This is a genomic window from Burkholderia sp. 9120, assembly GCF_000745015.1.
Lineage (GTDB): Bacteria > Pseudomonadota > Gammaproteobacteria > Burkholderiales > Burkholderiaceae > Paraburkholderia.
In genome coordinates this window covers 1752330-1766163 of sequence record NZ_JQNA01000001.1, presented here as the reverse complement: position 1 = coordinate 1766163, position 13834 = coordinate 1752330, and the positions used below count along the sequence as shown (strand labels likewise).

The window sequence follows — 13834 nt, the reverse complement described above, 5'->3', positions numbered from 1 at the left end:
GCCGCTCAGGTATCTCGTCGCACGTACCAGGCTTTACGCATCACGCGTTACGCAGTGACCTTGAAATCGATTCAGCCGTAAATGCCGCGATCCCAGTGCCCGCAAATTATTAGCCTGCATTGCAGGACCCAGAGGCGACCGGTTCAAGAAAATCGCCCAACAGCATCCGTCAGCGATGACGGCCATGTCCAACGCCTCTCGATGGAGTCAGCTATGACTGTTGCGAATCTTGTTTCCGCCGCCCCGCCGACCTCCCAGAGCCGGCGCTCGCGACTTGCCGCGGCGGCCAATCCGGTGCTGCCGGGGCCGAGCACGTCGGCGGTGGCGGTCGGCGAAAGCAGCGGCGGCGAGCTCGCGTGCATCACGCTCGCCAATACCCATTTGCGCCTCGACGTCGCGCCGACGCTCGGCGGCGGCATCACCCGTTTCGACTGGCGCAACGACGGCGCGCTGACGCCGATTTTCCGGCGCTGCCGCCATGTCGCGGCCGATACACAACCAAACCAGTTGGCCTGTTATCCGCTGTTGCCGTATTCGAACCGCATCGGCGGCGGTCGTTTCGATGTGGCGGGACGGCGCGTGGACGTGCCGCGCAATCGCGCCGACGAACCGTTGCCGATTCACGGCGACGGCTGGCTGTCGGCGTGGCAGGTGGCCGAGTCGGCGCGCGAAAGCGTACGCCTGACGCTCGATCGCCACGACGGCAAACCGTACGCGTTCCGCGCGGCGCAAACCTATACGCTCGATGGCCCGACGCTTGCCGTCACGCTCGAAATCGAAAACGCGGGGCGCGAGGCGCTGCCGTTCGGGCTCGGCGTGCATCCGTTCTTTGTGCGCGACGCGGATACCGAGTTGTCGGCGGCGGCCGGCGGCCTGTGGCTGTCCGGCGACGACTGGCTGCCGGTGCGCCATGTGCCGGCGCCGCCGGCGTGGCAATTCGGGGTGGCGTATCCGTTGCCGGATACCGTCGTCAATCATGCTTTTACCGGCTGGAGCGGGCAGGCGGCCGTGGTGTGGCCGAAGCGCCGACTGTCGCTGAATATCTCCGCCGACACCGACTACTACGTGCTGTACACGCCGACGGGCGAAGACTTCTTCTGCTTCGAGCCGGTGGATCATCCGATCAACGCGATGAACCTGGCCGGCGGCGCGTGCGAAAACGGCATGACCTTGCTGAAGCGCGGCGAGCGGCTGACGCGGACGTTCCGGTTTACTGTCGAGCGGACGGGTTTGCGTTCGATGCCGGGCGCACGTGGGACGAAGCGGCGGCAATAACGTTTGGGCGAAGCGGTGGCGGTAACGCACCGAGCGAAGCGGGCGCGGTGGCGAGCGGGGTGTCGCGGCGACCGTAGCGCTCGCGGCGGGAGTTCAACGCCGGGAAACCGCGCCGCCGCGTGCAAAGCACGCTCCGCGTCGCGGCCCCTTGCGCAGGACGGGTAAAATACGCGCCACTTCCGTTCATCTGCTCGCCGCGAGACCTCCATGTCCCATTTCATCCCGACACTCAACGACGCCTGGCAGCGCACCAACTCGCTGCTGTGCGTCGGCCTCGATCCCGAGCCCAGCAAATTTCCGGGCGCGCTCGCGGGCCGCCCCGAAGCGATTTTCGAGTTCTGCCGCACGATCGTCGACGCCACCGCACCGTACGCATCGTCGTTCAAGCCGCAGATCGCCTACTTCGCCGCGCATCGCGCCGAAGACCAGCTCGAGCAACTGATCGCGCACATTCACGCGAATCATCCGGGCCTGCCGGTGATTCTGGACGCGAAGCGCGGCGACATCGGCAGCACCGCCGAACAATACGCGCGCGAAGCCTTCGAGCGTTATCAAGCCGACGCGGTGACGGTCAATCCATACATGGGGTTCGATTCGATCCAGCCGTATCTGGAGCACGAAGGCAAGGGCGTGATCGTGCTGTGCCGCACGTCGAACCCGGGCGGTTCCGATCTGCAATTTCTGGAAACCGGCGGCCGTCCGCTGTATCAGGTCGTCGCGCAACTGGCGGCCGACAAGTGGAATGCGAGTGGTCAGCTCGCGCTGGTGGTCGGCGCGACGTTCCCGAAGGAAATCGAAGTGGTGCGTGGGATTGTCGGCGATATGCCGCTGCTGATTCCGGGCATCGGCGCGCAAGGCGGCGACGTGCAGGCGACCGTCAACGCGGGCCGCACCGCGAATGGCACGGGCATGCTGATCAACTCGTCGCGCGCGATTATCTACGCGAGCAAGGGCGACGATTTCGCCGACGCCGCCGCGAAAGCCGCGATGGAAACGCGGGATCGGATCAACGCATTCCGGTGAGGTTTTCGGCGAGGAATGTGCTGCGGTTTCTGATGGCGGCGCGTTTCTGCTGAGACTGTTCCACCGCAATTCTCCGGAGCGCTGTCTACGCGCTCCGCTCAAGCAAGGCCGGCTAAACCGCCGGCCTTAGTTTTTCAATGAAGCCCTCATGCTGAGGATGCCGCGCCTTCAACGCGTCGACATCCGCCAGTTCGAACTCGCTGAATTCGAATCCCGGCGCGACGGTGCAGCCCACCAGCGCGAACGTCGCCGGATCGGCGCACTCCGCGGCGAACCACAAGCCAGCCGGCACCACGGCCTGAAACACGGCATCCGGATGCATCAACGCATTGCCCAGCTTGTGGGTGATCAGCGCCCCGTTTTCATCGAGCACGTGAACGTTCAGCGGCTCGCCGGCGTAGAAATGCCAGACTTCGTCGGACTTGATCCGATGCCACGCCGAATGCGCGCCGTCGCATAACAGGTAATAGATCGCGGTCGACGCCGAGCGCGTCTGCGCCGGCTCACCATCGCGCATCACGCGCCCGGCCGACCGGTACGTCTCGCTGAAAAATCCGCCCTCGGGATGCGGCTTCAGATCGAAGCGGCGGATCAGTTGGTCTTTGGCCGTGGCGGCGCGTGATTCGGACATGGTTTCGCGGCTCCCCAATGCTTAGCTTTGACGAACCATCAATGCTCGCGTTCATCGAGCAACGCCAGCACGCCGCGCAGCGCATGCGTGGCGGCCTGCACGCGAATCTGTTCGCGATCGCCCTTGAAAACCTTTGTTTCCACCGACGTATGCAGCCGGTTGCTCCAGCCGAACGAGACCATGCCGACCGGCTTGGTCTCGGTGCCGCCGCCCGGACCGGCGACGCCGGTGATCGACACCGACACCTGCGCGCGACTGTTGCGCAGCGCGCCCTCGGCCATGGCGCGCGCGACCTGCTCGCTGACCGCGCCGTGCTTCTCGATCATGTCGGCCGGCACGCCGATCATCTCGCTCTTCGCCTGATTCGAATACGTGACGAAGCCGCGTTCGAACCAGCCGCTGCTGCCGGAAATGTCGGTGATCGCGGTCGCCACCATGCCGCCCGTACAGGATTCGGCGGTGACGAGCATCAGGCGTTCGTCGCGCAGGCGGTTGCTCACGCGAATCGCGAGCTGGTGAACCACGGAATCGGTAGGCATGGCGTCAATCCGGAAAACGGGGGCCCGCGGGCGAGGTCCGGCGGCACAGGGCCGGCCACCGGCGAGGATTAAACCGACATGCGCCAGAGCGCAATGACGAGCAGCGTGAAAAATGCGGCAACCAGGTCATCGAACATGATGCCAAAGCCACCTTTCAGACGGCGATCGAAATAGCCGATGGGCGGCGGTTTCACCATGTCGAAGAAGCGGAACACGATGAACGCCCACAATTGCTCGGTCAGCGTGGCGGGCGTGACCATCAGCAGCACCAGCCAGAACGCGACGATCTCGTCCCACACGACCGGCGACGGGTCGTCGATGCCCAGCCTTTTCGCGGTAAAGCCGCACAGCGCGATGCCGCCGACAAAACCGAACGCGATCAGCAGACCCCATTCGGTCACGGTCAGATAGCGGCTCAGAACGATGAACGACGCCCACGCGAACAGCGTGCCGAAGGTGCCCGGTGCGATGGGCGACAAGCCGCTGCCGAACCCCAGCGACAGCATGTGCAGCGGATGCGACAGCATGAACCGCGCGCTCGCGCGGCGCGGCCGCGGGCGCGGATTGGGCGCGTTGGGCTCTTTCGGCGGCTGGCCGTCGATGAGTTCGTCGGCGGGGCCGAGCGGGGGATCAGTCTGCATGAAAGTGGTCGAAGCCTTGCAACGTCAGAGTGAGCGGCGCGCCGGCGGCGTCGCGCCAGCCGATCGCCGGGCGGTCGGCCGCCGTTTGGAGAGCGCTTATTGTACCGATGCGGGTGACCGGCACGGCCGCCTCGCGACCGGCGTTTTGCACCGCGGCGCGCGCGGAAGTCGGCGCGGTGAAGCACAGTTCGTAATCGTCGCCGCCGGCCAGCGTGCAGCGCTGCTGGATGGCCGGCGACAAACGCCGCAGCGCGGCCGAGCGCGGCACCGCGTCGACGTCGACGGTGGCCTGCAAGTTGGAGCGTTCGAGAATGTGCAGCAGATCGCCGGCGAGCCCATCCGACAGATCGAGCGCCGCGTGCGCGATGCCGCGCAGCGCCAGGCCGAGCGCGACGCGCGGCTCAGGGCGTTCGAGGGCGCGACGAAACGTCGCAGCGTCGTCGGCATCGGCCTGCCACTCGCCGCGCTGCACGCCGAGCCCGGCGCGTGCGTCGCCGAGGGCGCCGGAAATCCAGATGTCGTCGCCGGCTTGCGCGGCGTCGCGGCGCAGCGCTACTTGCGGCGGCACGCTGCCGAACACGGTGATGCACAGATTCAACGGGCCGCCAGTCGTATCGCCGCCGATCAGCGCGCAATCGTAGCGTTCGGCCAGCGCGAAGAGTCCTGCGCTGAAGGCGGCGAGCCAGGTTTCGTCGGCTTTCGGCAACGAGAACGCTAGCGTGAACGCCTGCGGCCGCGCGCCCATTGCCGCGAGATCCGACAGATTCACCGCGAGCGCTTTGTGACCGAGCGCTTGCGGATCGACGTCGGCGAAGAAGTGGCGGCCTTCCACCAGCATGTCCGTCGAGATCGCCAGCATTTCGCCGGGGCGTGGCGCGAGCAGCGCACAGTCATCGCCGATGCCGAGCGTGCCGCTCTCCACGTCGGACGGTTGAGCGGCGGCGCGGCGCGCGAAGAAACGATCGATCAGCGAGAACTCGGAGAGCATGGCGGCGGTGCGTGAACAGTAAGTGAGCGGTGGATGAGCGGTGGATGAGCGGTGGATGAGCGGTAGGTGAGCGGTAGTTGAGCCAATAAGCGCCGCGAACGTCGGCTAACGGCGCGCATTGTACGAAGCGGCCACTGGTTCAATCCGGGTTCAATCCCTAATGCGCCGGCAACGCCCAAGCGAGTAGGCTGTACGGCACGTCAACACTGCATTTCGACCGATGCACATTGCATCGACCTTTCGCACTGTTTCGGTCGCGGCAGTTGTACCCGTTTTGAAGGAATTGAGCCGGCAATTGGGGCTACAATGCCGTCGAACATCTATTCTAATCCGCACTTCGAAGCCCGCCTTATGTCGACTCCCGTCAATAGCAAACTCCGCGAAGCCGCCCTCGATTACCACGAGTTCCCCACCCCGGGGAAGATCGCGATCGCCCCGACCAAGCAGATGATCAACCAGCGCGATCTCGCGCTGGCGTATTCGCCGGGTGTCGCGTTCGCGTGCGAGGAAATCGTCGAGAATCCGCTGAACGCCGCGCGTTTCACCGCGCGCAGCAACCTGGTCGGCGTCGTCACGAACGGCACCGCGGTGCTGGGTCTGGGCAACATCGGGCCGCTCGCGTCGAAGCCGGTCATGGAAGGCAAGGCGGTGCTGTTCAAGAAGTTCGCCGGCATCGACGTGTTCGATATCGAGTTGAACGAGTCCGATCCGCACAAGCTGGTCGAGGTGATCTGCGCGCTCGAGCCGACCTTCGGCGGGATCAACCTGGAAGACATCAAGGCGCCGGATTGCTTCATCGTCGAACGCGAATGCCGCAAGCGCATGAAGATTCCGGTGTTCCACGACGACCAGCACGGCACGGCGATCGTCGTGGCGGCGGCCATCACCAATGGGTTGAAGGTGGTCGGCAAAGACATCAAGTCGGTCAAGCTGGTGTCGTCGGGCGCGGGCGCCGCGGCGCTGGCCTGTCTGGATCTGCTGGTCGATATCGGCCTGCCGCTCGAAAACATCACCGTCACCGATCTGGCCGGCGTGGTCTACAAGGGCCGCGTCGAACTGATGGACCCGGACAAGGAACGCTTCGCGCGTGAAACCGACGCCCGCACGCTCGCTGAAGCAATCGGCGGCGCGGACATTTTCCTGGGTCTGTCGGCTGGCGGCGTGCTGAAGCAGGACATGGTCAAGCAGATGGCGGACAAGCCGCTGATTCTGGCGCTCGCCAATCCGACGCCGGAAATTCTGCCGGAACTCGCGCTCGAAGTGCGTCCGGACGCGGTGCTGTGCACGGGCCGCACCGACTATCCGAACCAGGTGAACAACGTGCTGGTGTTCCCGTTCCTGTTCCGCGGCGCATTGGACGCGGGCGCGACGACGGTGACGCGGGAAATGGAAATCGCGGCGGTCAACGCGATCGCCGAACTGGCGCGCCAGGAGCAGAGTGATATCGTCGCGACCGCTTACGGCATTCAGGATCTGTCGTTCGGACCGGCCTATCTGATTCCGAAGCCGTTCGATCCGCGCCTGATCGTCAAGGTCGCGCCGGCCGTGGCGAAGGCCGCGATGGATTCGGGTGTCGCCGAGCGTCCGATCGAAGATATGGACGCGTACGAACAGCATCTGCAGCAGTTCGTGTATCACAGCGGCACGACCATGAAGCCGATCTTCCAGGTGGCGCGTGGCGTCGAGCCGGAGAAGAAGCGCATTGTGTTCGCGGAAGGCGAAGAGGAGCGCGTGCTGCGCGCGATGCAGATCATCGTTGACGAAAAGCTGGCCAAGCCGATTCTGATTGGCCGTCCGGCGGTGATCGAGCAGCGGATCGCGCGCTACGGTCTGCGTCTGATCGCGGGTCAGGACTACACGGTCGTGAACACCGACCATGACGAGCGTTATCGCGACTTCTGGCAGGAATACTTCAAGATGATGTCCCGCAAGGGCATCACCGAGCAGATGGCGAAGCTCGAAATGCGACGCCGCACCACGCTGATCGGCGCAATGCTGGTGAAGAAGGGCGAAGCGGACGGCATGATCTGCGGCACGGTCAGCACGACGCACCGTCACCTGCACTTCATCGATCAGGTAATCGGCAAGAAGGAAGGCCGCAAGGTCTACGCGGCGATGAATGGTCTGGTGCTGCCGAATCGGCAGATTTTCATCGTCGATACGCACGTGAACGTGGACCCGACGCCGGAGCAACTGGCCGAGATCACGATCATGGCCGCCGAAGAAGTGCGCCGTTTCGGTATCGAGCCGAAGGTCGCGCTGCTGTCGCATTCGAACTTCGGTTCGAGCAATGCGCCGACCGCGCAGAAGATGCGCGACACGCTGGCGATCCTGCGCGAGCGCGCGCCGGAACTGCAAGTGGACGGCGAAATGCACGGCGACGTGGCGCTCGACGCCAATCTGCGCCGCGAAGTACTGCCCGATTCGACGCTGGAGGGCGACGCTAACCTGCTGGTGCTGCCGAACATCGACGCGGCGAATATCTCGTACAACCTGCTGAAGACCGCCGCGGGCAACAACATCGCGATTGGTCCGATGCTGCTGGGCGCGGCTCAGCCGGTTCACGTGCTGACGGCGTCGGCAACGGTGCGCCGAATCGTCAACATGACGGCCCTGCTGGTCGCGGACGTGATCGCGGCGCGCTGATCGGGCCTGCATCGAGTCTGTTGATCGAACCTCGTGTGGCGCAGGGGATCCTCGCCACACGAAAAACGGGAAAAAGCGGAAAAAAAAGCGTGCCCGCAATGGGCACGCCTCGGGTGAACTGGGGAATAGTCACCCTGAAATGGCAAACCGCACGATCCAGCTTCCAACGAATTTAGCCCTCCGGGCACGCGCCAGAAGGCGACGCGCCCAGGCTGGCCGCATGCTGAACCTCGCGCAATCAGCTTGCGATTGCTAGATCGAGCTAAAGTTTAGCTTGACTAAGCTAACAATTCTGTCAAAAGTCGTCAAAGCCACTCTGGTGGGCGTTTTCGCTTGACTGATAGCGAACGTCAGCCTGGTGAACGTTGATTCCAAAGGCTATTAGCGATACCCTTACGACTTTCATGGTCGTCAAACTCGTGATTTAACAGCGGGAACCCTGGTACATGGCACGCAAGTGGCTGCGCATGAAAGGCGTGCTGATCGGTGCTTTAACGCTGTGCGTGTTATCCGGTTCCGTGCCTGGCGCGTTGGCGCGCGACTACACGGCTCCCGCCGATGCAAACGCACAGGTGCAGGGCGTCGTCGCGCTGGCGCAGTTGCCGCGCGAAGCGGTCAATACATTGAACTTGATTGCTGCCGGCGGGCCTTACCCGTATGAGAAGGACGGCATCGTATTCGGCAATCGCGAACGGTTGCTGCCGGCCCATCGGCGCGGCTATTACCACGAATACACCGTTCCCACGCCTCGCGCGCGTAATCGCGGGGCGCGTCGCATCGTCTGCGGTGGTCCGCTACAGCGAACCGACAATTGTTACTACTCGGACGACCACTACACCAGTTTTAATCGTATTGTTGAATGACATCGGGATGAACGGCATGAGCGACAACGTCTACGCGCACGACTCCGGAGTCGCGACGGATCTTTTCGCGGCCGGCGACGGCAATTTGTTCCAACGCGTCATGCAGATGCGAGCCGGCGATCAGGGCCGCGAGAACCAGAGCGAAACAGGCACTGTGGTTTCATCGAACGAGGAGCCCATGAGTCTTTTCAAGACCGTACGACCGAACATCGTACAGTCGATCCGCGCGTTCCGCGTGCAGGATCTAGCTGACGAGGCCGAGCAACTCGGCCAGCATTTCCTCTATGCGTATTGCGCGAACGCGCAGTCCAAGCAGGAAGTGCTCGAGACTATCGCGACATCGTTCCTGTTTCCGAAGCACTTCGGCAAAAATTACGACGCGCTCTACGATTGCCTGACCGACCTGGTTCATAAGGCCGGAACGCAACCCGGCTTCGTGATCGTGCTCGAACAATTGCCGGTCGCTCAGAAGTTCGACAAGGAAGGGCGCGAAACGCTGCTGGACGTGTTCCGCGAAGCGGCCGAGTTCTGGGCCGAGCGTAAAGTCGCGTTCCGGGTGTTCTACTCGTTTGCGTAACGTTTGGCCGTGCAGCGCAGTCGCTGCGTGAGGCTAAGAAATGAAAAAGGCCCGCCGATTGGCGGGCCTTTTGCTTTTAGTGCGCGGCGTTGAGTGAGCCGCCGATGTCGACTTACCACCCACCCCAGCGCGCAGCCAGCGCGGAAAGTACGGCGATCCCCGCCGTCTCGGTGCGCAACACGCGTGGGCCGAGCCCAACCGCGGTAAAGCTGTGATCGGTCGCAGCGGCTTCTTCGGCGGCGGAAAAACCGCCTTCCGGGCCGACCAGCACGGTCACGCGGCCGAGCGGCGGCGTGGCGGGCAAGGCCGTAAAGCTGATGCTCGCGCGCGGCGACAGCAGAATCCGCAGTTCGCCGTCTTCCGGCGTGGGCGGCAGCGCGCCGAGCCAGGTCGCGATTTCGCGCACCGGCATGACTTCCGGCAGACGATTGCGGCCGCACTGTTCACACGACGCGCGCACGATCCCTTGCCAATGCGCATGCCGCCGCTGCGCGCGCTCGCCGGACAGGCGCACGACGCTGCGCGTGGTGGTCAACGGCATGAAACACGACGCACCGAGTTCGACCGCTTTTTCGATCAGCCAGTCCATCTTGTCGCCGCCGGCGATGCCTTGCGCGAGCGTGAGGTGATATGGCGCTTCGATTTCGATGGCGCGGAATTCGCGCACCACGACCTTCACCGAGCGGCGTTCGACCTCGACGAGTTCGGCGCTGTACTCGCCGCCTTCGCCGTTGAACAGCACGATCGAGTCGCCGGGTTGCAGGCGCAGAACGAGGATGTGACGTACAACGTCGTCCGGAAGCGGCAGGATGTCGTCGGAGTTGAGCGCCGTATCGACGAAGAAGCGAGGCATCAGAGAAATACTCATTGGTTCAGGAAAGGTGGCGAGCGAGCGCCCAACGGTAGCCGTCCAGGTCTTCGACCTGGGCGAAGCGGTCGCCCCAGAACTGATCCTGTGGCTCGCTCAACGATTTGGCGCCGGCGGCCAGCGCCCGCGTGTAAACCGCGTCGACGTCGTCGACATAGACATAGAACGATTGCGGCGCGATTGCGCCCGCGCTTTTGGGGGTTTTCGCCGCGGACCCGAAGGCGCCTTCCGGCGCGAACATCACGATCAACTGGCCTTGATAGGTCATCTCGACATGCATGACGACGCCGTCGTCCTGCACGCTGTCGCGCACTTCGAAGCCAAACGCTGCCGAGAAGAACGCGCTCGTGGCGCCTGCGTCGCGTACTGTCAGATAGGGGGTCAACCAGGGCACACCGGCTGGGCGGGAGGCGGTCATGGGGTTCTCCGGATCGAGAGGGGTTGGCGGGACGCAGGCTGCGCGGTCAGCGGGACGACTGCGCAATCGGTGTGTCGATTGTGCGGCCCGGGCGAACCGTGCATTGTGCCCACGCTTCAGTGTGTTGACGTTAAGAATTGACTTAGTTTATCGCGCACGGCGCGCGATGCCGAGAACAGTCCCGCGTGCAGGGCCGGGTCGTAATGCCTCAGCGAAGCGGGTTCGAGCCGGCGCGTGGCGAAACCTGCGGCGAGCGTGTCGGCGTCGAGGGCCGTGGGGTCGAGCGTGTCGCTGGCGGTGGCCATCATCCACAGCGAGCCGTACAGCGGGATAAAGGCGCTCATCGTGCGGACAATCGCGAATGCCGCGCGCAAGCCGTCGAGCAGGCCGGCTACGCGCTGCGCATGAAAGTACGGCGAGCCGAGATGCACGGAGAGTGAGGCGGTTGGGGTCATCGTCCGTTTGAGTTGGGTGTAGAAGGCTTGCGTGTACAAGCCCGCTGCGGGTGAGTCCGGCGGCGTCAGGTCGAATATCACCAGATCGAACCGTGTCGCCGCCGATGCTGCCGCCGCCGCGACGTAATCGGCGGCGTCGCCGATTACCAGTTCGACGCGCGGGTCGTCGAAAGCGCCGCCGTGTACGTCGGGCAAATGCTCGCGCGTCAGGCGCACCACCTCGGCGTCCAGCTCCGCCACCACGATTCGTTCGATGCCGGGATGCTTCAGTAATTGCCGCGCGGCGCCGCCGTCACCGCCGCCCAGCACCAGCGCGGACTTCGGCGCCGGATGCGTGAGCGCGGCCGGGTGCACCATGCATTCGTGATAGATGAACTCGTCGCCGACGGAGGTCATCGGACGGCCGTCGAGCGTAAAGAGCCGGCCGAGCTGAGGCGTGTCCCACACCTCGATACGCTGATACGGCGAGTCGACACAGGCGATCCGTCGTGCGTGCGGAAATCCGTAGACGGCGTCGGGACTTGGGTGGAACAGCAGCGGAGCGCTCACGGCGGACGGGCTCCGTCGGGAGCGCGGTAGGTTCAGGTTGTCCAATTGTAAACCGCGAACCGGGCCGAACCGAGGCGAACCGGGCCGAACCGCAGCACCCCCCAGCGCCCACGTGCGGCCTCGGGCCATGCGGGTTTCCGCTCGGGAGCCGCGCAACGTTCTGCTAGAATGTCACGCTTTCAGCCTTGTCCGTTTGCTCTGCCCGTTTCGCGTCTCCTGGCGCCGCACCGTGCGCCGAAGCGAACTGGCCGCCGAGCATCCGGGACTCAAGCGCACACCGCTTTCTGACTCTGTCTCCGGACTCGACATGACGACCCCGTCTCCCGCACCCACCTCCCTGATGGCCAACGCAATCCGCGCGTTGTCCATGGACGCCGTTCAAAAAGCGAATTCCGGTCACCCCGGCATGCCGATGGGCATGGCCGAAATCGGCGTGGCCTTGTGGTCGCGTCATCTGCGTCACAACCCAACGAACCCGCAGTGGTCGGACCGCGACCGCTTCGTGCTGTCGAACGGCCACGGCTCGATGCTGCTGTACTCGCTGTTGCATCTGACCGGCTACGATCTGCCGATCGACGAGCTGAAGAACTTCCGCCAGATGCATTCGAAGACGCCGGGCCACCCGGAATACGGCATCACGCCGGGCGTCGAAACGACCACCGGTCCGCTCGGCCAGGGTCTGGCGAACGCGGTCGGCATGGCGCTCGCCGAGTCGCTGCTGGCCACCGAATTCAACAAGCCGGACGCGACGATCGTCGACCACCACACGTACGTGTTCGTCGGCGACGGCTGCCTGATGGAAGGCATCTCGCACGAAGCCTGCTCGCTCGCGGGCGTGCTGAAGCTGAACAAGCTGATCGCGTTCTACGACGACAACGGCATCTCGATCGACGGCGAAGTGGTGAACTGGTTCCACGACGACACGCCGAAGCGCTTCGAAGCGTACGGCTGGAACGTGGTCCCGAACGTGGTCGGCCATGACGTCGACGCGGTCGACGCGGCAATCAAACAGGCGAAGCTGTCCGACAAGCCGACGCTGATCTGCTGCAAGACCGTGATTGGCGAAGGCGCGCCGACCAAGGCCGGCAGCCACGATTCGCACGGCTCGCCGCTCGGCGACAAGGAAATCGCGGCCACGCGTGAAAAGATCGGCTGGAAGTGGGAGCCGTTCGTGATTCCGCAGGAAGTCTATGCAGCGTGGGACGCGAAGGAAGCGGGCGCGCGCATCGAATCCGAGTGGGACAAGGCGTTCGCGGCCTACCAGGCCAAGTATCCGCAGGAAGCCGCCGAATTCACCCGCCGTATGGCCAAGCAGTTGCCGGCCGATTGGGCGGAACAGGCGAAGGCGATCGTCGCCGGCGCGAACGAACGCAAGGAAACCATTGCTACGCGTAAGGCGTCGCAACAGGCTATCGAAGGTCTGTCGGCCGTGCTGCCGGAACTGCTGGGCGGCTCCGCCGACCTGACCGGTTCGAACCTGACCAACTGGAAGGCCGCCAAGCCGGTGCGCGTGAACGCGGAAGGCCGCGCTGCCGGCAATTACGTGAACTACGGTGTGCGCGAGTTCGGCATGAGCGCGGCGATCAACGGCATCGCGGTGCACGGCGGCTTCAAGGCCTTCGGCGGCACGTTCCTGACATTCTCCGACTACAGCCGCAACGCACTGCGCGTCGCCGCACTGATGAAAGCGCCGTCGATCTTCGTGTTCACGCACGACTCGATCGGTCTCGGCGAAGACGGCCCGACCCACCAGTCGATCGAACACGTCGCGAGCCTGCGCCTGATTCCGCATCTGCAAGTGTGGCGCCCGGCCGACACGGTCGAAACGGCGGTGGCCTGGACCCACGCGGTTGAACATCACGGCCCGTCGGTCCTGATCTTCAGCCGTCAGAACCTGCTGTTCTCGGAACGCACGGACGCGCAGATCGCCAACATCGAGAAGGGCGGCTACGTGCTGCGCGACTGGAACGACGAAATCCCCGCGCGCAAGATCATCCTGATCGCCACCGGTTCGGAAGTCGAACTGGCGCTGAACGCGGTCGAGTCGCTGGCGCGTGAAGGCATCGGCGCCCGCGTCGTGTCCATGCCGTCGACCACGGTGTTCGACAAGCAGGACGCCGAGTACCGCGAACGCGTATTGCCGCAAGGCGTGCGCCGTGTCGCGATCGAAGCGGGCGTCACGGATTTCTGGCGCAAGTACGTGGGTCTGGAAGGCGGCGTGGTCGGCATCGACACGTTCGGCGAATCGGCCCCGGCTGGCGTGTTGTTCAAGCATTTCGGCTTCACCGTCGAGAACGTGGTAGCGACGGCCAAAGCGGCACTCGGCTGATCTTCGGCAAGTCTGGCCGCATGCGTTGCGGT

General features: G+C 64.3%; 13 protein-coding genes. 6 read left to right on the top strand and 7 right to left on the bottom strand.

The annotated features are described in order from the left end of the window. The first annotated feature begins 213 nt into the window (after positions 1-213). Both FA94_RS07880 and pyrF read left to right on the top strand, forming a co-directional pair. A complete protein-coding gene (locus FA94_RS07880) occupies positions 214-1275 on the top strand; it encodes an aldose 1-epimerase (protein WP_035548660.1) in 1062 nt (353 codons plus the stop codon). Between the two features lie 207 nt (positions 1276-1482). After that, the gene (pyrF, locus tag FA94_RS07875) at positions 1483-2298 is read left to right on the top strand and encodes an orotidine-5'-phosphate decarboxylase (RefSeq protein WP_035548658.1); all 816 of its coding nucleotides are present in this window, start codon (positions 1483-1485) and stop codon (positions 2296-2298) included. A 112-nt stretch (positions 2299-2410) separates the two neighbouring features. On the opposite strand, the gene FA94_RS07870 is transcribed toward pyrF, so the two are convergent. From FA94_RS07870 to thiL, 4 genes are all read right to left on the bottom strand, one after another. Further along, positions 2411-2929: a cupin domain-containing protein gene (locus tag FA94_RS07870; RefSeq protein WP_035549523.1), complete on the bottom strand. Its 519-nt coding sequence runs from the start codon at positions 2927-2929 to the stop codon at positions 2411-2413. Positions 2930-2967: 38 nt separating this feature from the next. Then, positions 2968-3468, bottom strand: coding sequence for a CinA family protein (locus FA94_RS07865; RefSeq protein WP_035548656.1), 501 nt, complete (start codon positions 3466-3468; stop codon positions 2968-2970). Between the two features lie 68 nt (positions 3469-3536). After that, positions 3537-4109: a phosphatidylglycerophosphatase A family protein gene (locus tag FA94_RS07860; RefSeq protein WP_179744148.1), complete on the bottom strand. Its 573-nt coding sequence runs from the start codon at positions 4107-4109 to the stop codon at positions 3537-3539. Then, positions 4099-5097, bottom strand: coding sequence for a thiamine-phosphate kinase (gene thiL, locus FA94_RS07855; RefSeq protein WP_035548653.1), 999 nt, complete (start codon positions 5095-5097; stop codon positions 4099-4101). Before thiL ends, FA94_RS07860 begins: the two co-directional genes overlap by 11 nt. A gap of 306 nt (positions 5098-5403) precedes the next feature. Between thiL and FA94_RS07850 the strand changes: the two genes are divergently transcribed. The 3 genes from FA94_RS07850 (at position 5404) to FA94_RS07840 (ending at position 9183) form a co-directional block, all read left to right on the top strand. Then, positions 5404-7743 carry an NADP-dependent malic enzyme gene (locus FA94_RS07850; RefSeq protein ID WP_035548650.1) on the top strand — a complete coding sequence of 780 codons (2340 nt, stop codon included), beginning with the start codon at positions 5404-5406 and terminating at the stop codon, positions 7741-7743. A gap of 446 nt (positions 7744-8189) precedes the next feature. Further along, positions 8190-8606, top strand: a complete 417-nt coding sequence (locus FA94_RS07845) for a ribonuclease (RefSeq protein ID WP_035548646.1) — start codon at positions 8190-8192, stop codon at positions 8604-8606. Between the two features lie 16 nt (positions 8607-8622). Beyond that, entirely contained in the window at positions 8623-9183 is a 561-nt protein-coding gene (locus FA94_RS07840) for a barstar family protein (RefSeq protein WP_035549518.1), read from the top strand. A 112-nt stretch (positions 9184-9295) separates the two neighbouring features. Here FA94_RS07840 and FA94_RS07835 read toward each other — a convergent pair whose 3' ends face one another. The 3 genes from FA94_RS07835 to speE form a co-directional block, all read right to left on the bottom strand. Beyond that, positions 9296-10036, bottom strand: coding sequence for a 16S rRNA (uracil(1498)-N(3))-methyltransferase (locus FA94_RS07835; protein ID WP_035548643.1), 741 nt, complete (start codon positions 10034-10036; stop codon positions 9296-9298). A gap of 19 nt (positions 10037-10055) precedes the next feature. After that, positions 10056-10469 carry a VOC family protein gene (locus FA94_RS07830; RefSeq protein WP_035548641.1) on the bottom strand — a complete coding sequence of 138 codons (414 nt, stop codon included), beginning with the start codon at positions 10467-10469 and terminating at the stop codon, positions 10056-10058. A 116-nt stretch (positions 10470-10585) separates the two neighbouring features. Further along, positions 10586-11473, bottom strand: coding sequence for a polyamine aminopropyltransferase (speE, locus tag FA94_RS07825; protein WP_035548638.1), 888 nt, complete (start codon positions 11471-11473; stop codon positions 10586-10588). A 307-nt stretch (positions 11474-11780) separates the two neighbouring features. Here speE and tkt point away from each other — a divergent pair, with 307 nt between their 5' ends. Beyond that, entirely contained in the window at positions 11781-13802 is a 2022-nt protein-coding gene (tkt, locus tag FA94_RS07820) for a transketolase (RefSeq protein WP_035548637.1), read from the top strand. Positions 13803-13834: the final 32 nt, after the last annotated feature.

Bases quoted from the DNA above. Each gene is read 5' to 3' on its own strand.
- pyrF (WP_035548658.1), top strand. From the start codon at position 1,483: ATGTCCCATTTCATCCCGACACTCAACGACGCCTGGCAGCGCACCAAC.
- FA94_RS07830 (WP_035548641.1), bottom strand. From the start codon at position 10,469: ATGACCGCCTCCCGCCCAGCCGGTGTGCCCTGGTTGACCCCCTATCTG.
- FA94_RS07870 (WP_035549523.1), bottom strand. From the start codon at position 2,929: ATGTCCGAATCACGCGCCGCCACGGCCAAAGACCAACTGATCCGCCGC.
- FA94_RS07865 (WP_035548656.1), bottom strand. From the start codon at position 3,468: ATGCCTACCGATTCCGTGGTTCACCAGCTCGCGATTCGCGTGAGCAAC.
- FA94_RS07880 (WP_035548660.1), top strand. From the start codon at position 214: ATGACTGTTGCGAATCTTGTTTCCGCCGCCCCGCCGACCTCCCAGAGC.
- FA94_RS07850 (WP_035548650.1), top strand. From the start codon at position 5,404: ATGCCGTCGAACATCTATTCTAATCCGCACTTCGAAGCCCGCCTTATG.
- FA94_RS07845 (WP_035548646.1), top strand. From the start codon at position 8,190: ATGGCACGCAAGTGGCTGCGCATGAAAGGCGTGCTGATCGGTGCTTTA.
- FA94_RS07840 (WP_035549518.1), top strand. From the start codon at position 8,623: ATGAGCGACAACGTCTACGCGCACGACTCCGGAGTCGCGACGGATCTT.
- FA94_RS07835 (WP_035548643.1), bottom strand. From the start codon at position 10,036: ATGCCTCGCTTCTTCGTCGATACGGCGCTCAACTCCGACGACATCCTG.
- FA94_RS07860 (WP_179744148.1), bottom strand. From the start codon at position 4,109: ATGCAGACTGATCCCCCGCTCGGCCCCGCCGACGAACTCATCGACGGC.
- thiL (WP_035548653.1), bottom strand. From the start codon at position 5,097: ATGCTCTCCGAGTTCTCGCTGATCGATCGTTTCTTCGCGCGCCGCGCC.
- tkt (WP_035548637.1), top strand. From the start codon at position 11,781: ATGACGACCCCGTCTCCCGCACCCACCTCCCTGATGGCCAACGCAATC.